13 protein-coding genes are annotated in these 21,328 nt (G+C 61.8%); 6 read left to right on the top strand and 7 right to left on the bottom strand.

Going from position 1 to position 21,328, the window contains the following annotated elements:
• The first annotated feature begins 66 nt into the window (after nucleotides 1–66).
• The 3 genes from ACSBOX_RS05820 to ACSBOX_RS05810 all read left to right on the top strand — a co-directional run bounded on the left by ACSBOX_RS05820 (nucleotide 67) and on the right by ACSBOX_RS05810 (nucleotide 5,073).
• The gene (locus tag ACSBOX_RS05820) at nucleotides 67–1,863 is read left to right on the top strand and encodes a hypothetical protein (protein WP_442545192.1); all 1,797 of its coding nucleotides are present in this window, start codon (nucleotides 67–69) and stop codon (nucleotides 1,861–1,863) included.
• Nucleotides 1,863–2,849 carry a hypothetical protein gene (locus tag ACSBOX_RS05815; RefSeq protein ID WP_442545191.1) on the top strand — a complete coding sequence of 329 codons (987 nt, stop codon included), beginning with the start codon at nucleotides 1,863–1,865 and terminating at the stop codon, nucleotides 2,847–2,849. The genes ACSBOX_RS05820 and ACSBOX_RS05815 overlap by 1 nt, the downstream gene beginning before the upstream one ends.
• Before the next feature lie 748 nt (nucleotides 2,850–3,597).
• Nucleotides 3,598–5,073: a hypothetical protein gene (locus tag ACSBOX_RS05810; RefSeq protein ID WP_442545190.1), complete on the top strand. Its 1,476-nt coding sequence runs from the start codon at nucleotides 3,598–3,600 to the stop codon at nucleotides 5,071–5,073.
• Nucleotides 5,074–5,751: 678 nt separating this feature from the next.
• Here the strand turns inward: ACSBOX_RS05810 and ACSBOX_RS05805 are convergent.
• From ACSBOX_RS05805 to ACSBOX_RS05795, 3 genes are all read right to left on the bottom strand, one after another.
• Entirely contained in the window at nucleotides 5,752–7,137 is a 1,386-nt protein-coding gene (locus ACSBOX_RS05805; RefSeq protein ID WP_442545189.1) for a hypothetical protein, read from the bottom strand.
• 292 nt (nucleotides 7,138–7,429) lie between these two features.
• Entirely contained in the window at nucleotides 7,430–7,678 is a 249-nt protein-coding gene (locus tag ACSBOX_RS05800; protein ID WP_442545188.1) for a type II toxin-antitoxin system Phd/YefM family antitoxin, read from the bottom strand.
• A gap of 627 nt (nucleotides 7,679–8,305) precedes the next feature.
• On the bottom strand, nucleotides 8,306–9,829 hold the full coding sequence (locus tag ACSBOX_RS05795; RefSeq protein WP_442545187.1) for a recombinase family protein: 1,524 nt from the start codon (nucleotides 9,827–9,829) through the stop codon (nucleotides 8,306–8,308).
• A gap of 88 nt (nucleotides 9,830–9,917) precedes the next feature.
• On the opposite strand from ACSBOX_RS05795, the gene ACSBOX_RS05790 reads away from it, so the two are divergent.
• From ACSBOX_RS05790 to mcrC, 3 genes are read left to right on the top strand one after another with little or no spacing between them, the layout of a single operon-like run.
• Entirely contained in the window at nucleotides 9,918–10,094 is a 177-nt protein-coding gene (locus ACSBOX_RS05790; RefSeq protein WP_442545186.1) for a hypothetical protein, read from the top strand.
• A 60-nt stretch (nucleotides 10,095–10,154) separates the two neighbouring features.
• Nucleotides 10,155–12,398 (top strand): AAA family ATPase, encoded by a 2,244-nt coding sequence (locus ACSBOX_RS05785; protein ID WP_442545185.1) that lies wholly within the window; start codon nucleotides 10,155–10,157, stop codon nucleotides 12,396–12,398.
• Complete coding sequence (gene mcrC / locus ACSBOX_RS05780) at nucleotides 12,395–13,447, top strand: 5-methylcytosine-specific restriction endonuclease system specificity protein McrC (RefSeq protein WP_442545184.1); 1,053 nt, start codon at nucleotides 12,395–12,397, stop codon at nucleotides 13,445–13,447. The genes ACSBOX_RS05785 and mcrC overlap by 4 nt, the downstream gene beginning before the upstream one ends.
• Before the next feature lie 297 nt (nucleotides 13,448–13,744).
• Here mcrC and ACSBOX_RS05775 read toward each other — a convergent pair whose 3' ends face one another.
• From ACSBOX_RS05775 to ACSBOX_RS05760, 4 genes are read right to left on the bottom strand one after another with little or no spacing between them, the layout of a single operon-like run.
• Entirely contained in the window at nucleotides 13,745–14,485 is a 741-nt protein-coding gene (locus ACSBOX_RS05775; RefSeq protein WP_442545183.1) for a M48 family metallopeptidase, read from the bottom strand.
• The gene (locus ACSBOX_RS05770) at nucleotides 14,472–17,573 is read right to left on the bottom strand and encodes a type I restriction endonuclease subunit R (RefSeq protein WP_442545182.1); all 3,102 of its coding nucleotides are present in this window, start codon (nucleotides 17,571–17,573) and stop codon (nucleotides 14,472–14,474) included. Before ACSBOX_RS05770 ends, ACSBOX_RS05775 begins: the two co-directional genes overlap by 14 nt.
• Nucleotides 17,570–18,826, bottom strand: coding sequence for a restriction endonuclease subunit S (locus ACSBOX_RS05765; protein ID WP_442545181.1), 1,257 nt, complete (start codon nucleotides 18,824–18,826; stop codon nucleotides 17,570–17,572). Before ACSBOX_RS05765 ends, ACSBOX_RS05770 begins: the two co-directional genes overlap by 4 nt.
• Complete coding sequence (locus ACSBOX_RS05760) at nucleotides 18,823–21,270, bottom strand: N-6 DNA methylase (RefSeq protein ID WP_442545180.1); 2,448 nt, start codon at nucleotides 21,268–21,270, stop codon at nucleotides 18,823–18,825. The genes ACSBOX_RS05765 and ACSBOX_RS05760 overlap by 4 nt, the downstream gene beginning before the upstream one ends.
• Between the last annotated feature and the right edge of the window lie 58 nt (nucleotides 21,271–21,328).

The raw sequence follows: 21,328 nt of genomic DNA, 5'->3' as shown, positions 1-21,328 counted from the left end.
AAAGATTCTCAACATCTGACCTTACGAGTTGCAGCTCGTATCTAGTTCGATAGGACCACGCTAAGCATGTCAAAAAACAAGACCGAATTACAAGCCCCACCGAAAGCCGCCGCAAATTCCAAAAGAGATTCAGCTGCCCAGCAGCTCGTCGAACTGGCCCTAGACTGCTACGACCTTGGAATCGACACTGACGGCAAGCCGTTCGGCGTCCGCAAACGTGGCCACATCGCCCAGCCTTTGACCGGCAGCAAGTCCTCTATCCGACAAGAATTAGGTGGCCTTTTCTGCGAGGTCACAGGTCGGCCGGCGTCGCAGAACGCTCTGACCGAGGCCATGGGGGTGCTGGAATTCAAGGCGCAGAAACAAGGAAACCCTGTGGCGCTCGCACTCCGGATCGCCCGTGTCAACGACGCCGAGTTCTACGTCGATATGGGCGACATCACCGAGCGGGTCATCCGAGTTACGCCCGCGAGCTGGGAGATTCTCGACGGCGACGCCGACATTCCGGTGTTGTTCCGACGAACCAACCTCACGGCACCCCTGCCGACACCGGTAGCGGGGGGCGACCTCGGCCAGTTGTGGAAGTTCGTCAACATGCCCGGGGCAGCCGACCGGCAGCTCATGATCGGCTGGCTGGTGTCGGCATATGTGCTGGTGGGGCTGCCGTGTCCGATCCTAGCCATTTTGGGCGAGCAAGGCACCGCGAAGACGAGCAGCGCAAGATGGATGTTTTCTCTCTTCGATCCGTCCGCAGCGCCCGTTCGCCGTCCACCGAATGACGCCGACCGTCTCCTGCACGCGGTCCACCACTCCCGCGCCACAATCTTCGATAATGTGTCCTCCATTGCGCGTTGGATGTCGGACGCCCTGTGCCGCTGTGTGACCGGCGAGTCCGATGTCGACAGGGCCCTCTACACCGACGCAGACGCACGCGTCATTCGTGTTCAGGCTGTCTTGGGATTTACCGGTATCGATGTCGGTTCTCTCGCCGGCGATTTGGCCGAGCGCTGTGTTTGGGGTGACCTTGGGGTCATCCCGGCATCGGAACGTCGCTCGGAGCGGGACCTGAATGCCGCTTGGAACGACGCATACCCCTCAATGGTTGGCGGCCTCCTCGACCTCGTCGTGATGACGTTGAGCGAACTTCCCAACGTGAACCTGGCCGAGAAGCCACGCATGGCTGATTTCGCGGAGGTACTTGCCGCGCTCGACCTCGCCACCGGCTCGCGGGCGCTGGAACACTACACGCGCGCCCAGGAATCCATCGCCGAGGAGATCGTGGACACCGACCGGTTTCTCGGCGCGATCACGACGACGATCACCAAACGCTGGGTGGGCACGGGCAAGGAGCTGCACAGACTTCTTCCGCGTCCTGCCGACGATAAATACTGGCCCGAGGCCCGAGGCATCAGCGGAAAGCTGCGGCGGTGCGCGCCCGACCTCCGCAAATCAGGGTGGACGGTTGAGGAGATCAAGCCTGATCCTGCCAGCAAACGCCCCAAGACATGGGTGCTTGTGCCGCCCGAGGCTCAGATCACCGATGCCGACATCGCGACCGTTCAGCTTGTCCAAGAGATGCAGGCTCTTGACGTAGAAGCGTGGACGGCACGGGTCCGCGCCGACGGAGCCACCCCGGGCTGCGAGCACGACCATGTCTCGCTCCTCCGCATGGGATCCAATACCGCCTGCCCCAACGCCCACTGCAGCGCTCCTGCGTGGAAGCGAGAATACGTCCCGCTCTTCGAGCGTTCCAGGGCTATCGATACGAGGCTCCTCGACGAGCTCAACCGTCTGGGGCTCACTTTTGCCGAATTCGACGTGCTGATCGCTGACCGACTCGCCGCCACCCAGGAGCAACACTGATGAGCATGACGATGGATCCTCGAGCCTGTTTCCCGCACTTTTACACGAATCCGGCCGTCCGTCTACTGGAAACCTTCCCAAGGTGGACGGTCTCTGGTCGTCTGGGTGATGACACCGACGCGAAAGCCAAGGCGCCGATCGACACCAGGGCACTGCTTGAAAGCGGCCGTGTTCGTGGGGCTTGGGCGGTCGATGAGAACTGCCTGGTCACGCTCGGTGAGCTGACCCAGCTACTGCCTGCGGCGGCGAACGCAGCCTTCTACCTGAGAGCCCCCACCGATGGACTCCTGGTCATCGACATTGAGGCCAGTTGCCCCGCAGAGATCTCCGCCAACCTGCTGGCACTACCCGGCATCCTTTACGCCGAGACGTCTATGTCCGGACGCGGGTACCACATCGTCACCGGACTGCCGGAGAACTTCTACGAACACGGTGTGGCTGCCAGTAAGAGAGTCCTGAGAGAATCCCACGGCTGGTACGAGATACTGCTTGACCATTGGGTAACCTTCACCCGCGAGCCCATCAGCGAGGAGATCATGGTCCGGGCACGGAACACAGACCTGGCTTCCGCGCCTTTCGGCTCGGTCGATGACCTGTACTCCTCGCTGGCCGAGACAGCAAGGGCCGCCACCGCCACGTCGGCGGAGGTGAACACCTCCGCCACGGTCCCTGACATTACCGGCAGCCAAGAGATCGTCGGACGGACTCTTGCCGGGGCCGCGGCCCGGTTCAAGACGCTGGAGCAGTTCGGTGGCGACAACTCCCGCTTCGAGTTCTCCGTCCTCGGCGTGCTCTATCGCGAGATGCGCAGTCATCTGGTTCGGTACGGCTTCATAAATCGGGTGACCTACTCCCCCGATGACCAGGCATGGATGCTCTACCAGGCGGCGCTCCAAGCACTACCGAGTCGTCCAAAGCACAATGAGCTGCGCAACGGCCGCCCGTTCCTGCTCGACCGGGCAGCAGCGATGATTGCAACGGCTTAGGCGGCACACCGGGCGCTTCGTCCAGCAGGTCACCGACCTCGGGGGCGCGGAAATCCGCGTCGTCCGAGGGTCGCACCTCCGTATCGGCTGTGTAACATTCCAGGTTTCGTCCGGGAAAAGCAATCTCGGACGAATCCCACTCGGAAACCAGCAGATCACTGTCGTGAAGGTGGCGCTGAACCCACTGCGCGGCTCCGCACTTACGCGGCAACAACGCCTGATATATGCGGACAAGAGTGCAGGCGGTGCTTGTTGTCCGCGGCAGCGTCACATTCGCCCCTCGAGATTCTCCTCGCGCTAGTTTTCCGAGATGCGGTCTCGAAAATCGTCATCAATAAGGGTAATTCGCCGAGTTTTCCAACCCGTACGTGAACCGAAGCAGCAGCCAACCGGTGTAAAGCCGCGATGGGTAGCACGGAACGAGTCGAGCCAACTAATTCGCACCTACGAGCGGCTGGCTGAAAGAACGGGGCCGGTTCCCCAGTCCAAGACTGGCCAATTGCTCCGGTCGAACGAACCGTTCCCTGCGTGCCTGCCGGTTACGTCCCCCTTGTCGGGCGGCGCTCTCGGGAACAGGCCCAGCGGCGGGCGAGCGGAACCTCTGAATGCGCCGTTCCCAGTTCCGGTCTCAGAGAAGTTCCCAGAAGGCTGGGCTCTAAACCGCGACCTCGAGGTCGACGACCAGGTCTTCACTCCGAGCGGAGGAACGACGCACCTTACCGCTTTCTCGGAGGTCGTTAACGGCAACATGTATGAACTAGTGTTCAGCGACGGGCAAACCGTGCGGGCCGACGCCGGTCATCTCTGGGCTGTCTCGTCTCGCAGCACCCGCAAGCGCGACGGCTCCGTTACTCATATCGGGAAGATGGCTGACGTCGACCGCCGGGCCTCCGCGGAGGCTAAGCGGCTTCGCGGCATTGCCGCCGCCATATCTTCGGGCACCATGGGAACTGGTAACTACATGTCCCGCATCAGCGGCGTTCGCGCCCCGGTTCTGCTCCGGTTCGTCCGCGCGGCCGGAATGGTGTCTGTTCAGCTGGACGTTGCTGTGCGCCCTGCCGGAACGGCATCCGTGCCTCGCCGACGCGTGAGGTTCGATTCGGCTGCCGCTCGGAGAGCTCTGCACGAGTTGGCCGCCACAAAGAACGATGCCTTCACCGAACGAATGGATCTCGGGGCGTTCGATGCAGTCGGGGCTTCCCTAATGACCGCCCGGGACCTTGTCTTCGCCTGCGGACTAGGTGTGCCTGCGTCCCAAGACGTTAAGGCCATGGTGCGGAGGCTGACCAAGGCCGGCGTCCGCAGCGTCCGCGACACCCACACCGTGATCCTGTTTAGCAAAGAAAATGTCAGGACCGTGGAGGCATTCCCTGTCCGGGAGGTTCTGATCCGCTATGCCGACCATGTCGAAGCTGGCAAGGACCGTGCACCCCGCGTCCAACTCAAGACGACTGCAGAGCTAGCAGCAGCCGTGCGGGTGTCTGCCGAGAACGCAGTCAACTGGGCAGTCGACTTATCAGCGCCCATTGCCGGTGATGACATTGAGGCCATCATTGACCCGTACGTCCTCGGCGCCTGGCTCGGCGACGGACACACCAGCAGCCCGACCCTCACCTGCTTCGACCAGCCGATTCTCGACGAAATTTTGGCCGCCGGCTACAAAATCCGCGCACGCACGGCAACAGGGCACTACGGAATCATCGGCGTGATTGACAAGTTTCGTGCCCTGAACCTGCTTGGCAATAAGCACATTCCCAGCCAGTACCTCCGCGCGTCCTTCAACCAGCGGCTCGGTATTCTGCAGGGACTCATGGACACCGACGGCACCGTAACGGCCCAGGGAACCTGCGAGCTCAGCCTCTGCCACGTTCGGCTTGCGGCTGACGCCCTCGAGCTGATCCGTTCCCTTGGCATCAAGTGCACGAGCACTCCATCCAATGCCAGCTACGTCGACAAGAACGGGAACAGGAAAGTCACCGGCACACGCCACCGGATGAGTTTCACCACGTCCATGCCCGTCTTCCGGCTGCCGCGCAAACTCAAGCGTCTGCCAACGGCCACTCGGCCGACACAGGGACTGCTGTACATCACCTCAGTCACGAAAGTTGAATCCGAGAAAGTGCGCTGCATCTCCGTAGAAGCGGCTGACGGAATGTACCTGACCCATGCCTTCATTCCGACACATACTTCGCCGTTCACCCGCAACCCAGTCGCTTCCCTCTAGTTAGCCCGTCCGTCCGGGCCCCCTGCGTTGGCACGACGCAAAGGGTCCTGCGGGCAAGGCGAACCTTTTCTGGCACCTCCTACCGGTGCCGGAAGCCTACGTACGCGTCGGCAGCTTTCGTTGGGCCAACCTCTTCACTGCTTCGGGGGTGGGTCGGCCCCGCTGCTCGTCCAGGGCAACTCTCAACTGCGCGGCCCGAATTCCACCGCGCAGGATGCGAGCTATTTGTCTCTGCGACGTCGGATCCGTACGCAGCTTCCCTTTCGGTGCTGTGAAGACTTCCAAGGGGGACGGGAGTGGCGGTAGCGTCCGCTGCGCCAATCGCACCACCGCCGGAGGGGTCGGTCGTCCTCGGGGATCGTCCAGAGCGACGCGCAACTGGGCCGCCCGGATACCCTGCCGTATCCGCCGAATGGATTCTTCCCTTGCGGACTTGGCTTCCTCGTCACCGGCGAACATGGGCTCACCCCTCTCTTTCCGTACGTCCATAGTTGCAAAGAGTTTCCTTGTTCACCAAGGACCTCCATAAGCACTGCTCTCTCCATGGGACGCTCGCGGGTCTGTCATGGCAGTGTCGTAAAAGTCGCCGGGACGGAGACGCAGCGTAGGCATGCAAGACGGCCGATGACTTGGCCCCAATGCATTTGAACAGCTCACGTTAGCCGGACAGACCGGTTGTCAGCTGAATGACGGTCTTCCGTCTTCCATGGGTTCCCGGACGCCCGGAATCGAGGAATGCCTCTCGATCACCGACTGAACCCGCTCACTGCGTTTTGCCTGATTGGCGGGCGCTGACAGCTCATACAGCTGCCGCAATGTCCTGCCGCCGGGAGCAGGGGTGTCCAAAAACCGGTCAAAGTCAGCCGGGAGTCTCTTCAAGCGCAGCATCTCGGCTTGGAGTTCTTCCTTGGCCGCCTCCCAAGCGATCTCAGCCATCCGCCCCCGCGCAATCGCTTTGCCGGCCTCCTCCAGCTTTTGAGCAAGCACGGCACGCTCCGCTGCGAGCTGGACACCCATTTCGGCACGGGCCTCAGCGACGGCTTCGACTTTCCCCTCGCGGAAAGCTTTACGGCGCAGTTCAGGAAGCCGCTGTTTCTCGGCGTCCAACGTCTTCGCCCTTTCCTCCAAGTACTCATTCATCTTGATCGACCAGGCACGGAATGCATCTTTTGACTTACGCGTTCTGGCCGCATGCACATTCAACTCCTCAGCCTGCTCCTGTAAGTACGCCAGTTCCTCATCAGCCTTGACGCTCTTCCGCTCGACGGCTTCTTCACGCTCCATCAGCTCCACGTAGTCAGCTTTGGACTCCTTCCGGTCGCTACGCACCGGATGCGCGTCGATCTCCACGTCGAAGCCTGCGGAAACCATCCGTTCTCGGAACTCTTTCTGGTAGCGGCGCATCTTTTGGAATCTCGTTTCCTGATGCCCGTCGCTAGTGACCACGTCCGGGTGGGACCCCCACATTTTCGACGCGGCCACCCGGAGCTTTCCTTCGTGCTTCGAATCCTCCTCGAAGGTGTCCGCCATGATCTGGATGTGCGGTGTGGTTTCATCGAGGTTCAGGTCGTAGCCATGGATCGCATCGTGACCGCCGGTGAGCACCTTGGTGCTTAGCTGATGGAGCGCGACGTCGAAGTAGCGCAACATCTCAGCACGATCCTTGGCCACCCAACGCGTGCGGTACATTCCATCGCTGCGTGTGTAGTGGACGGCTTCGCACATGGACTTTGGAAGATGCACCACCATCGTTGTCGTGGTATAGCTGTCCACACGGATTTTACGAAATACCTTCTCCGCCCTGGTGTCTCCATAGGACAACACTTCGGCAACTGACCCGGCCCGCTTGAACCCGCCAGCACAGTTGTTGACGTAAGCCAGGTTAGTCGGGGTCAGGACCCCAACTATGTTGGGATTGTGCTTGACGAAGTAAGCCAAAGTTTGCGCATTGCCGAGCTCACGCATCGACTCTCTGAGGGTGCGTGCTCGGCGGGCAGAATTGCCATCAACGCCGTGCCGCATGTGGCTTACATCAAAGCCAGCCCGACCAACTGCATCACTCATACGCTGGAGCTCCGTCCCGTTATCATGAACCTCCTTTACGCCCTACCAACAACAATTCGTCGGAAACTGATTTCGATGCGCAACCCTCGATACTGAACCAATAATAGCAAATTATCTTTAGGCGCCATAAAGAAAATCTGAGCGATTCCGGAAGAAATTCTCCGGCAGCTCCCAGGGGTTCCCCTCTGAGAGCAGGCAAAACGTCTTTCAACTCGCGCCCGGGTGGGCTTTTCAGACGAAACAATGCGCATATCCAAGACCGAATTTCCCGCACACACTGGGGTCGGCCCGGCTACGACTGGCGGGACTCCTGCTCTTTGCTTGCGACGTCGCTGACGGATTCGAGAGCCGCCAGGAGGCGGTCGGCACGCTTGGGTGAGCGAAGGAGATAACTCGTTTCCATCAACGCGTCGTCCTCCGTCTTAGGTATCAAAACCGCGGATCCTCGCCACGACGTGATCTCAACGGCGGTGTGGTCGCGGTTGACCTGGTCAATGAGATGGGCAAGTTTGCGGCGAGCTTCGCTAGCGCTTGCGGCCATGCTGCCTCCTGGCCAGTGGAGACATGTTAACACCTCCTGTTCGCCGCGACGAGGTTCGATGGTCAGACATGGAGTTAGCCAAAGATGGCCCAATTACGGCCCGAAAATGGGCCAAAGTTGGCCCAATTCACGAGCCAGTTCGCGCGTGGTTTGAATTTGTCCATTTTTGGCCAGAATGAGGCCTATTTTTGGTCAATATCTGGCCAATTATGGCCACAGCGTGCACCCCGAGTAGGGCACGTTTGTTTTTGACCAGAATTGGCCGGGTTCTGACCAAATTTGGTCAATTTCTGCCCGAATTTGGCCCCCACGGAATCGGCGCGTTAGAGGGTCGGCTGCGGCTCCTGTGAACCCCTAGGGGCCCGGCGCAGAGCTTTTCCATGGCCGTCAAGCCGTGCCTTCGGCGATGCGGTTGAAAGTGCCGCGGACCGTACCGTGCCTTGGAAGCTCTCCTCCATGGCACGGCTGGATGTCCTATCCCGGTGTACGACGAGCGTCCCAGCGCATGGTTCGTCTCGGATGCTTCGTGTCACTTGGGCCCACCCCAGCGTCTTTATCTCGCGCCGGCTTTCAGGTGCGAGATAGCTCTACAAGTGGACGGCAATTAGTCCGCGGCAATCGTAGTTGCTACGGCGCCCTCTGAGTCAGCGGACCGATCGTCCCGGTGGAGCTGCGCCTCTTCGGTTCCACTTTCACGGTCGACGGGTCGAACGCTTTTCTGCCCCGAGGGTGGGGGAACAGACTCACCGTAAAGAAGTAGTCGATGATCCGCCTCTTGATCGCGACATCCGCGCCATCGAAGGCTACCAACGGGTCTTCCGCACCGAGTATGACCTTGAGGTCACTTCCTCCGACCAACCGGAGGCGTTCGACTTCCAGGTCGGCTATTGCGGCGTTTTCCCGGGCCCGGATCCTCTTGAGGTCCATACCCTCAATGATCTCAGCGTCGTAGTCATGCTGGGCGCGTTTGATGCGGCCTTGGTGTTCAAGAATCCGGAGTTGAATGTCCCTTAGCCGGGGCTCATCCGCCAGTGGGACCGCGTCCAGCAAATCGAGCCTGGAAAGCCTCTCGCGAGCAATGCGCAACACGAACCCATCAACCTGAGAGCGGGAACGGATCAGATGGCCGGCGCACCGATAACCGCGGGTGTGCGCCCGGACGGGCTCGTCGCAGATTCCGCACAGGTAGAGGCTGGAGCCAAGGTGCTTACGGGCTGTGCTCCCGGTGCGGTTGGTCACCCGCGACTGGTCATCAAGACGTTCCTGCACGACATGCCATGTGTATCCTTCAACGATTGCATCCCACTGACCCATCACCGGTTGGCCGCTGTCATCCCGGAGAACCTGCGAGAACCAAGTGCGGCGCTTGTTCTTGTTGATCCGGTTTTTCTTATCGGTGTAGACCGAATACCCGGCGTACCGGGGGTTACGGAGAATGCCCAGTACCGTGCTCGATCCCCACGGTCCGTCGTCGGGCACCGGCCTGGGATCCAGCCCTTCAATCTGCCTTCGCTCGTTGCGCTCCATCATGAGTGTGCGGGTGTGCTTGGGCAAATGCGGAAGCGACTTGGGAATGTGATCACCGGTTTTACCCGACAGCCCGGCGGCCAGAGCAGCGATGGAGGGGCCATTCTGGATCGCGAACAGACGGAAGATTTCACGAACGGCCTTGGCCTCGTTTGGGATGACGTCGCCGTTGGTAGCGTAGCCCAAGGGTCGTACACCCTTGGGGGCTCTCCCCTGCCTGGCGCGCTGGTTTTGCGCTGCCGACTGTCGGGCGGACTTTCTGTCGACCTCGCCTCGCGCGACGGCCGCCTTGATGCGGGCATACATGCGTCCTCCGTCGGTCGCCAGGTCGGCCTCGCCGTTGGCAGTCACAAGCTGAAGCCCACGGTCTTCCGCGGCGTCAATCCAGTCTTCGAGCTGCCTGGGCTGCCTCGTTAGCCGGTCCAGATCCCAACATATGATGGCGTCGAAACGATCCGCTTTGAAGTCGGCCACCATGCGATCGTACGCCGGGCGTTTCTTCGTTTTGTCCGTCGCCGATTTGGACTGGTCGACGTAGTAACTGTCCTCGTCGACTTTCCAGCCGCGGTTGCCCGCGATCTTCTCGCAAGCTTCGCGCTGCCGGTCGATGGCCAAGCCGTCCATTTCGCGGTCCAGGGAGATACGGAGGTAAATGGCGGCGCGCTTGGTCTCTTGAATCACAAGGGTGAGCCTAATTCCAAGGGGTTCTTTAATGCCGGAACGCGAACGCGTCCGCGGGCGGGTGTCCCGGGATGCGTCCGGCAGCGGTGTCATGTCCAAGAGGCTTGTGGACAAGATCGCTGCCGCGAAAGTCTACGAAGCGGCCATGAAGGAGGCCTGCGGGGAGCTCCCCGCGTCGGTACGGAGGTTGGCCCGACGGGACCATTGACGAGCGCTAGCCGCCGTGGCCTTGCACGCGGGACAGGTACCAATCCGGCAGAATGCAGGTATGCCCGAAAATCACTTCGACACCGACGCAGAGGCTCGGGTCACGACATCACGGCCGGCACCTGACATGGCGATCGCTAGCGAGGCCGGTGAGGTGATCGCGCACATGCTCGGCGACGGACGGTCTGTAATCGACCCGACGGCGACAATCTGGACTGCCGAGGCGGCCGAGGACCTGCGCTCGAGGATCGGGGACAATCCAATCCTCGGGGCCGATCAGCGCCAGTGGGACAAGTTCGACCAGCAGCTTGAGGGCGCGTCCCGGGAGGTGGTGCTCCTCGCAGCCGAGCTCGTGTTCCTGCGCGAGCATCCGCTATTCTCGGCCCGGCCCCAGACCCGGCGCGCCCACGTCGAGGGGGCGCTGGCCCACCTCCGCTCCCCCGTTACGATCCCGGAGCCGATGTCGGCCTGGCTGGCCCGCCCCGCCGGGACTGCAGGGTTCGAAGGGGGTATGGGGTACAACGGGGCGCTGTGGCGGCACATCATCTGGGCCGCGACCTTCGTGCGCCACTGGAACGGGCTGGCAGAGGCGGAGCGCGAGGCTGCACGCGCCGATCCGTGGGAGCTGCAACGGGTCATGCTCGCTTCCGGCAGCGACCGGTCCGACATTCGCAACGCGCTGCAGTTTCTCGCCCGCCCGGACACATTCGAACCGATCTCATCGGCCCCGATGAAGTCGAGGATCCGCAACGGCCTGGCCGATCGGGTTGGCGGGGCGACGGGCAACGATCCTGCCTCGATCGACCGTGACCTGCTGGCGATCCGCGCTGCCTTGGGCTCCGAGGTCGAGGGACCGTTTCACTTCTGGACGGCGGCGGTGGCGCAGCTCTGGGACCCATCTCGCACCGAGCCTGCCTCTGCGGATGAGGGGACTGCTGAGCTGGGCGATCCCCGTCCACGGCACTACTGGCTCTGCTCCCCCGGCGCGCAGGCGTCGGAATGGGAGAGGTTCTCATCCGAAGGCATCATGGCGATCGGCTGGGACGAGCTCGACGACCTCAACAGCTACCCGAGCCGTGAGGCGATCCGCCAAGCGCTCGACCCCGAGGGGACCGGCGGGTCGCTGAGGAACGACGTCCTCGCGGTGTGGCAGTTCCAGCATGATATCGCCGTGGGTGACATCGTCTTCGCAAAGCGCGGACGAAAGGAGATCCTGGGGCGCGGCGAGGTCACCTCCGCCGCCCGTTTCGAGCCCGACCGTGGCTCGTACATTCATGTCCGTTCTGTGGAGTGGACGCACACGGGGTCCTGGGAGCACCCGGGAAACGCCGCTCTCAAGACGCTCACCGACATCACTCCTGATCAGGACTATGTCGAGCAGCTCGAAACGCTCGTCACCGGCGAGGACGAGCCCGCCCTGCCCGCCACGACGGCGCCGCTGCCGCCCTACGACCGGGCCGCATTCCTAAGGGAGGTCTATCTGCCCGAGGAACGGTACGAGCGTCTCCTCTCCCTGCTGGCGCGCAAGAAGAACGTCATCCTCGCGGGCCCGCCGGGCGTCGGGAAGACCTTCGCCGCCAAGAGATTGGCGTATTCGATCATGGGCGAGAAGGACCCGAGCCGCGTCCAGATGGTCCAGTTCCACCAAAGCTACTCGTACGAGGACTTCATGATGGGGTACCGCCCCACAGAGACGGGCGGCTTCGTCCTCGCCGAAGGACCGTTCTACCGGTTCTGCGAAGAAGCCCGCGCCGACGACGCCGACCGGCCGTACTTCTTTATCGTCGACGAGATCAATCGCGGCAACATCTCCAAGATCTTCGGTGAGCTGCTTATGCTCATCGAAGCCGACAAGCGCGGGCACGACCTCCGCCTCCTGTACAAGAACGAAACATTCTCCGTGCCCTCCAACGTGCACATCATCGGCATGATGAACACCGCCGACCGCGGCCTCGCCGTACTTGACTACGCGCTGCGCCGTCGTTTCGGCTTTTTCGGGATGGGGCCGGGCTTCGACTCGGAGGGGTTCACCCGCTGGCAGCAGGACGCGGGCAGCCCTTCGCTCGACAGCGTCGTCGCGGCGGTCGTCGACCTCAACAAGGCGATCGCCGCCGACCCCGCACTCGGCCAGGGCTTCGCGATCGGGCACAGCTACCTCTCCAGACCCCCGGCCGGCGACAGCGAGGATACCTGGCTCCACTCGGTCGTCGAGGACGAACTCATCCCCCTCCTCGACGAGTACTGGTTCGACGAACCGGCCACGGCCGAGGAGTGGGCAGTCAGGCTCCGGGCCGCGCTCACATGACCGACCGCTCGATCGCCATCCGCAATGTGTACGTGATGATGGCTTACGCCTTCCGGGCGATCCGAAGCGACGGCAGCGACCGGATCGCAGCCGAGACCTTCGACCACCTCCACGACTTGCTCGCGGAGATTCTCGTGCGCGGCGTCGGCGCACAGGTCAAACGCGGCCTCCACCGCGACTACCTGCGGCGCAGCGACGACTTAGCCACCGTGCGCGGCCGCATCGACGTCGCCCGGACCGTGGCCACCCGCTCCAAGGTCCGGGGCAGGCTGGTGTGCGAGTTCGACGAGTACGAACCCGACACGCCCTACAACCAGGCACTGAAGTCGGTCATGGTCCTCCTCATCCGCCACGGGGAAGTCTCCACACCGCGCAGGGACGCGCTGCGCCGGCTCCTGCCATACCTGGACGCGGTGACGCTGGTCCCACCGACTTCGATCCGCTGGGGCGGGCTCACCTACCACCGTGCGAACTACTCGTACCGGCTGCTGCTCGGTGTCTGTGAGCTGGTCGTGCGCGGGCTCCTGCCCACCCAGGCCGCCGGTGCAGCAAAGCTCGCTTCATGGGTGTCGGACGACGCGATGAGCAGCCTGTACGAGCGCTTCCTGCGCGGCTACTACGCCGCCCACCACCCCGAGTTCTCCCCCGCCGCGTCCAACGTTGCCTGGGACTTCGATGAGGCGAGGGCGCTCGGAGCCGAACAGCTCCCGGCAATGCGCACCGATGTCACGCTCCGGCGTGGGCGACGGACGCTTATCATCGATGCAAAGTACTACAGCCGATCGGTGCAGGTCGGCATGTGGGGCAAGGCGACCATACACTCGGCGAACCTCTACCAGGTGCTGACCTATGTGAAGAACGCCGACGTGAACCGCGACGGATCGGTCAGCGGCCTGCTGCTATACGCACGTACCGACGCTCCTAAACAGCCAGACCTGGATGTCATGATTCAGGGCAACCGGATCGGCGCTCGGACGCTCGACCTCGACCAACCGTGGGTCGATCTCAGAGCCCAGCTCGAAGATACAGCCAGATGGCTTGAGAACTGACCTCAGCGTCCGTCGCTGACACGCCCGGCCTTTTAGCAAGAGCAGTCGGTAATCGTTCGGCCATCGCGCAGGCCCGTCCGCCGAAAAATTGGCCGCCATTCTCAGGAACCCCGTATATGTGACCGCCGCTGTGAGACAGGATTAGGAGACGACATCAGCGGCTGAGCCTCGGTGAACTCGCCCCGTCTCGGGAAGGGGATGTCTGCGAGACGAAACTCCAGCATGTGTTCAGCGGACACGACGAGCCCGTCCCGCGTCTTCTGAAGGACAGGTGGCCGATTTGCCGTGCCACCCGGTTCAGACCGTCCGCGCGTCTTCGTCCCACTCCTCGTGCCCGAGCGGGGCTTCGTTCAGCTCGTCGCGACGAGCTCGCCAGTCGGGCAGGAACTGGTCCATTAGAGCCACGAACTTCTCGCCGTGCCCGCGCTCCAGGAGGTGCGTCAACTCGTGGACGACGATGTACTCCAGGCATCGTGGGTCCTTCTTTGCCAACTCGGGGTTGAGCCAGATCGCCCCTGACGTGGTGACGCAAGTGCCCCACTTGGTCTTCATTCGGCGCACGACGATCCTGTCAGCCTCGACCCCGAGGATCGGCTGCCACTTCTCCATGAGAGCCGGCAAGGCGGCCTTCAGCTCACGCCGATACCAACGATCGAGTGCCCCGAACCGCCCGGCGGCGTCGGTTCCGGTCGGGGTGATCAGCCAGAGCGTACTGCCCTTTGTCTCGACACCGTACGCACCGCTCGATTTGGAGACGTCAAGGAGATACCGCTGTCCCCACACGTAGTGGGTCTCCCCCGAGACCATTTTGCGTTCTGTCTGCCTGTCCGCGTTCCGGAGCCGCTCCTGCTGTCGCTTGATCCAAGAGAGGCGTTGAACGACCGCCAGCCGGATCGCGTCCTCAGTCGTCCGTTGTGGCGCAGCGACCCGCACCCGGCCCACCGGAGGGTAGACCGAGATGTGCAGGTTCTTGATGTTCTTGTAGACGACATCAACACCAAGTCCCGCGACGGTCAGATAGCCGCTAGCGGTACTCATCGTTGTTTTTCAACAGCTCCATGAACTCCGTCAGGCAGTCATCTTCGATGCCGGGGAGTTCCATGCGCAGCTCACGAGCGAGTGCCCGTTCCTTCATCTTGCCGGCACCGGTGTCGGCCCAGCCGTGTTCCTTGCTCGTCTGGATCCGGTGATGCAGCGCCTCGTGGTCGACGACGAGATCGACCGGCCGCCACACGAAATCGACAATCGCCCGGCGTGCGGGCGTGCTCGCCCATTCCGGGTAGCTTTTGCCGTCGGCTGCTTCTCGGGTGCCGACCTTCTTTGTCAGCTCGATGAGGTTGCGGAGGTAATCCGCGTAGTCCTCGGCGTCTTCCTTCTGCTTCTCAATGAGTGCGTCCAGGAGTTCGGACATGTGGTCGTAGTAGCGCGGGTTCATCGCATGCTCATCAACGATGGTCTTACGGACGTTGTTGATGATGGTTTCCGCGGTGGCCGCGCTACTGCCCTTGATTCCAGGTGGCAGCGTGTGGATCGCGTCGGGCCCGCGCTCGACGATCAGCTGGACCAGGGTCTTCTCCAGGTCGGCGACCTGTTCGACGGGTTTGGCGTTGATGTAGGTGTCGAGCAGTTGGCGCATCCCGGCCTCGTACTGCTTCATGTCGATGTTCTCGCCGGCTCCGGCCTCGACCTCGCTCTTGACGGCGGCGTAGTGGGCGACCTCGTCCTTGATCGACGCCATCTCAGTGGCCGTGTAGCCGGCGGCTTCCATGTCGCTGGCTACGGCTCCGAAGGCGCGTACGAGGGTGGCAACGGATTTGTAGAGCAGGACGCGTTTGGGTTCGTTATCCTTGATCTGGTCGGCATCTCCGGGCGTAGACGCAACGAAGTAGTGCTGGTATTCGAGTGTGCTTTTGGGCGGGGCGACCGGCTCGCACAGAGCACGGACGGCGTCGAGAGCCTCCTCGAGATCTTTGCGGTCCTGCTCATTGCGGTCGCTGATCAGTCCGTCGACGTCATCGGCCTCGTACTCGCCGAAGGCTTCGGAGGTGTAGTCGGTGACGGTCTTGTCGAGCGACTTGAACAGGTCACGGTAGTCGACGATGTACCCGTAGGTCTTATCGTCGCCGTCGAGACGGTTGACGCGGCAGATCGCTTGGAAGAGGCCGTGGTCGCGCATTCCCTTGTCGATGTACAGGTACGTCGCACTCGGCGCGTCGAAACCGGTCAGGAGTTTGTCGACCACGATGAGCAGCCGCATCTGGCCGGGCTCGTTGACGAACTTCTTCTTGGCATCAGTCTCGAACTCTTCGACCCGGCCGATGGCCTTGTCGGGGTGCTCGCCGAAGTAGTCGGCGAGCATCTGCCGGTAGATCTCGTACTTTCGGAGCTCTTCCGTGTCGCCGTCGCCCGCGTCTTCCTTGGAGATGGCGGTCGGGTTGGGCTTGTAGCTGGTGACGATCGCGACCTTGCCTCTGAAGCCGCTCTTCACGAAGGCCTCGTAGAAGGTGCAGGCCTGATAGACCGAATCGCTCACCAACATGGCGTTGCCCCGGCCGCTGATCAACCGTGGCTGGGTCTCCATGTCCATGAGGATGTCCTGGACGATCTGCGCCGAGCGGGGTGCAGAGGAGAAGACCTTCTGGATCGTGCCCCACTTCTGCTTCAGCCGCGCCTTCGACAGGTCGGTGAGGTTGCGGGTCTTGGCGTCGAACCACTTGTCGACCGCCGCGGATCCCTGGAGCTCTTGCTCGACCTTGCGGGCCTCGTACTTCAGGTCGAGTACGACACCGTCACGGACGGCCTCGTCGAACTTGTAGGTGTGGATGAACGACCCGAAGGTTTCGATGCTGGTTTTCTTGTCGCTCTTCAGCAGTGGCGTGCCGGTGAATCCGATGAACATCGCCCCCGGCAGCAGGTCTTTCATGATGCGGTGCATTTTGCCACTCTGGGTGCGGTGGGCCTCGTCGACGAACACGAAGATGTTGCCCTTGGCCCTGAAGCCGTCGGGGATCTTCGTTTTGAGTTCCTTCGCGAAGTCCTCGGCGTCCTTGTCGCGAACCTCGTCGTCGCTGCCGCGGAACTTGTGCACCAGGGAGCACATGAGTCGAGGGTTCGAGGTGTTGAGCATCGTGAGCATGTCCGCGCCCGACTGGGTGCGGATGATCTTCTCCCCGACCCCGGAGAAGCCGCCCTCGATCTGCTCGTCCAGCTCGGTGCGGTCGGTGATCACGAGGACTCGGGCATCATGCTGGGTCTCCAGGAGCCACTTGGCCAACCACACCATTGTCAGGCTCTTGCCCGACCCCTGGGTGTGCCAGATGATGCCGCCCTCGCGCTTGGCGACGCGAGCCTGAGAGGCCTTGACGCCGAAGTACTGGTTGTGGCGTGGGGACTTCTTCACGCCGGCGTCGTAGACGATGAAGTCGTGGATGATCTCCAGGAAGCGCTCTTTGGAACACATCTGGGTGATCGCGAGGTCGAGGGCAGCGTTTTCGCCTGCTTCTTTCCACCGCAGCCAGTACTTCTCCGGGGTCTCGATCACCCCGTAGTGCAGCCCCTCGACATCGTTACCCGCGAACAGCAGCTGGACCGTGGTGAAGAACGGGCGGACAAAGTCGTGGCGCTGGTTGCCGATGTTTTGACGGATGCCGCTGGCGACGCTCACCGTCGAGCGCTTCAACTCCACCACACCGAGCGCGATCCCGTTCACATAGAGGACGAGGTCCGGTCGCTTCGTGTGCTGGCCCTTGACGGTGACTTCTTCGGCCACGACGAAGTCGTTCTTCGCCGGATTGGTCCAGTCGATCAGGTGGACCGACTGGGTGGTCTGGTCGACGTCCGTCTTGACCTTCGCGCCGTATCTGAGCAGCTCATAGACTTTGCGGTTCTGGTCGTACAACGAAGAACCGCCGCCGAACGCTGCAGCGGTTAGGAGTTGATGTACCGCTCGAGAGATCAGAGCCTCGTCGTATCCTCGACGGAGCAGGTAGGCGCGGAGCTTGTCTTCATCGACGTTGCGGTTGTCCTGATCCTTCAGGTTCCCGCCGTAGATGTACTCAAGTTCGTCTTGGAAGAGCTTGACCACCCGCTCCTGGGTCTCGCGCTCCTTTTGCCCGACCGCGCTCATACTTCCTCCGTCACTGGCAGGCGGGTCCGCCCCGTCAACAGCTCCTGCATCATCCCGACCTTCACGGCACGCGCCGACTCCAAACGACGCTCCAAGGCCACGATTTCAACATCAGCATCCGTCAAGATTCGGGAAATCGCTGCTTGCTCTTCGAGCATGGGCGGAACCAAGAGTTCAAGGGTAACCAGATCTCGCTGATACAGGTGGGTGATCGTCGAGCCCGCGCTGAGACCAGCAACGAACTCTTCGAATACGCGAGACCGCAGCATCCAGAAAATAAAACCTGAATCGTAGGCATCACGCTTCGGGCGCAGAACGAATACGCCGCTGTTCAGCGTTGACGGGCCTGGCATCGAATCAACAATTGCCACTTTCCCAATGGTGCCGTCCTTGGTTATGAGGACATCACCGTCCACGAGCTGAATGTTTTTGTCCTGATCGAATCGCCACTGGTCCACGAACGCGGTGGATTCCCAATTGACGTGGCCGTTCTTGAAGTCCGTGCCACCGACGAGTCGATACTCACCAGAAGTCAAGTACTCGCCGGTAGTGAGCCCCTGCCAGCCGATACGGGCTCTAAGATGCGAGTTGTCCGCCACCGGGAGCAGCTTCCACTCGCCGGTGAAGCCGGGGAGGCGAGAGCGGCCGGTGAGGAGTTCCTGCATCATGCCCTGTCTGACATCACGCTTCTTCGCGATTATCCGGACAAGCTTCGTGATTAGGTCGTCTCCGTCAGCGAGAACTTCAGCGATCGCCTCCTGCTCGGGCACAGGGGGAAAGGGAACCTCGATGTCCTTGATAAGCGATGTGTTCAGATTTGGCTGTCCGTTTCCAGGTGCCACAACGTCGCGGAGGTACTCAGTTCGCGTGTTGAGGTATTGGCAGATGAATTCCCGGTTCCCAGCGTGTTGGTCGATCAATGCTGCAATACCGTCGTTTGCGCAGCATTGGAGATCCAATATCTTTGCGACGCCAAGGGTCGCGCCGCTGTTAGCAAGTACCAATGTGTTCGGTAGCAGCGTCCGACTTCGTTTCGCTCCCTCTTCCGTCAGGCACCCCGCTGTCTCGCTGACCCGGATTTGGCTGGCCGGGATAGCTGTGAGGGAGGCGACCGTCAACCAAGGGATGAACGATCCATTGAAGTAACGAGGGTCACCTGCTGGCCGAGGCGAGCCACCCCGAACGACGCGACCCAGGTCGCCAAGCGGCCTTGTCTGCCAACCGGTGGACAGCTCGTACATGGCAGTGGTCATCCTTTGAATCCCATCACGGCCAGGTGCGCAGCGACCTTGGCGCTCAACGCTTCTACCTCGGCCTCGAGTTCACCGGCAGTCGACTCATAGCGACTGCCAAGGACACGTAGGCGAGCGATTAGCGCCTGCCCAAGCGCAGTCACCTCCGCCCCGATGTGGCGGCGGATCGTACCGCCCCACTTGTCATCGATTACCAGCGACTGGATGTCGTCTGTCGTGAGCTTCTCGTACTGTGCAAGGGCTACTTGCTCGATCTTCTCGGTAGCGTCCTTGACCGCCTTCTTCGCAGCCGCCTCCGCCTCGTAGAGCTTGATCACCTGCTGCAGCGCCTCGATCTCATCGGCCTCAGTATCCTCCCGCCTCGCCTCGCGGAGCCGTGCTGCCGCAAGCGCCTTGGTGATCTTGTTGTCCTCGACCGCCTCCCAGAGCAGGCCTTCTTCGACTGCGTGTTCCTCTGTGTATTCCTCGGCTGCCTGGCTAGCGGCCTCACGTTCGAGGGTGAGACCATCGAGCTCCGCCTTCTCCTCTGGGAAGAACCGAGCGATGACGTACTCGGGTGGGATTAGGTCCATGACCCAGCGCTTCGCGGTGGCGCGAGCACCCGTAACGATGTGGGCGTCCTCGTACTTGGGCTTGTTGTTCTTGTCCTTCCAGGTGCGAGCCAGTCGCGGCCTCGCAGAGCCCTCCCAGCCGTCGCTGCCGATGAGGGCGACGTCGTCGTGCATCGAGGCATTCCAGTAGCTCATCAGCTGCTCGTACACGCCGTACTCGTCGATCACCGGGCGTGGACGGAAGGCCTCGAGCAGCGCCTCGGAGGCGTCGTGGATCAGATCGTTGGCGCGGGTCGATGGTGTGATGTCGGCGAGCACCTTGCGCTTGTCGGCCCACCAGGCGTCGACGGTGTCGGAGATGCCCTTCGCGAAGGCCCGGTACTCTGGTGACTGGGTGACCGCCGCCTGGATGTTCGTCTTGTCGACGGCGAGCTCCGAGTAGCCGTCACGCAGCGGTGGGAAGAGATCACCGCGGAGGTTCGGGAACGCATCCCAATAGGGCTGGAGGGCATCAATGTCGCGGTTGGGGATGCCGCCGAGCATGTGGGCGCGGAGGTCCTGGATGTCCTCGGGCTCCGAAGAGTCGATGTAACGCGGGATGTTGAGGTTGTAGTCGTTCTTCGGATCCGCAATCTCACTGATCGGCACCATCCGGGAGTACCGGAAGATTTCCTTGCCGCTGGTAAAGGCGTCGACGATCTTGTGCATGTCGCGCGGACGCAGCCGATTCTTGGGGCCGTCCTTGGCGAAGCCTTTGCTCGCGTCGATCATGAAGATGCCGGTGCGCGCCTGGGCGTCTTTCTTGTCGAGCACGATCAGGCAGGCGGGGATGCCGGTACCGTAGAAGAGGTTGGCCGGCAGACCGATGATCGCCTTGATGTAGCCACGCTTGATCAGCTCTGTGCGGATCCTCGCCTCTGAGTTTCCGCGGAAAAGCACACCATGCGGAAGGACGACGACGCCCTTGCCTCGCGGCCGCAACGACTTGACCATGTGCAGGAGGAACGCGTAGTCGCCGTTCTTGTCGGGCGGGGTGTCGAATCCGTCGAATCGGCCGTAGGAGAAGTCAAAGCCGTTCCGCCAACTCTTGACCGAGAATGGCGGGTTGGCGACGAGGTAGTCAAATGTCTGGAGGTTGCCGTTGTAGGTGAACTTCGGGTTGGCCAGTGTGTTGCCCTGGCGCAGGTCGTGGGTCTCGTTGCCGTGGAGGATCATGTTCATCCGGGCGAGCGCCCAGGTGGCATTGTCGTTCTCCTGGCCGTAGATTGTCAGCCCGTTCGCGGCGGCGTCGGCGACCTTGATCAGCAGCGATCCGGAGCCGCAGGTTGGGTCGTACACGGTGGTGGACTTCGGGGTGTTTGCAGGGATCTGGAGCAGCTGCGCCATCACGCGGGAGACCTCGGCCGGAGTGTAGAACTGGCCTTTACTCTTACCCGACTGGGTGGCGAAGTGCCGCATCAAGTACTCATATGCATCACCCAGAAGGTCGTCTCCCTCGGCTTTGGAGCCGGTGAAGTCCATGTCCTGGAAAATGCCGATCAGGTTCGAGACCTTATCCTGCAACTCCTTCCCGGAGCCCAGCTTGGCGGGGTCATCGAAGTTGGCGTTGTTGATGACGCCCAGCAGGTCGTTCTCTTCGGCGAGACGCCGGATCGCGACGTTAACCTTCTCGCCGACGTCGGGCTTTCCTTTGAGCGAGATCAGGTAGTCGAAGGAGCCGTCGTCGGGGACGCAGATCAGCGCCGACTTGTCGGCCTTCGCCTTGTCGGAAACGTACTTAACGAACAGGAGGGTGAGGACGTAGTCCTTGTACTGGCTAGCATCCATCGATCCGCGCAGTTCATCAGCGCTGCTCCACAGCGAGGAGTACAGGTCAGATTTTTTCAGCGCCACAGTTCACTCTTTCTACGTTCATGCATGTATCTGGGCCAGCAGCAGGCCTCCCGGGCCC

Source organism: Arthrobacter sp. KN11-1C, assembly GCF_052180225.1.
In the GTDB taxonomy this organism is placed as follows: Bacteria; Actinomycetota; Actinomycetes; order Actinomycetales; family Micrococcaceae; genus Arthrobacter.
This window is presented reverse-complemented; position numbering and strand designations above follow the sequence as displayed.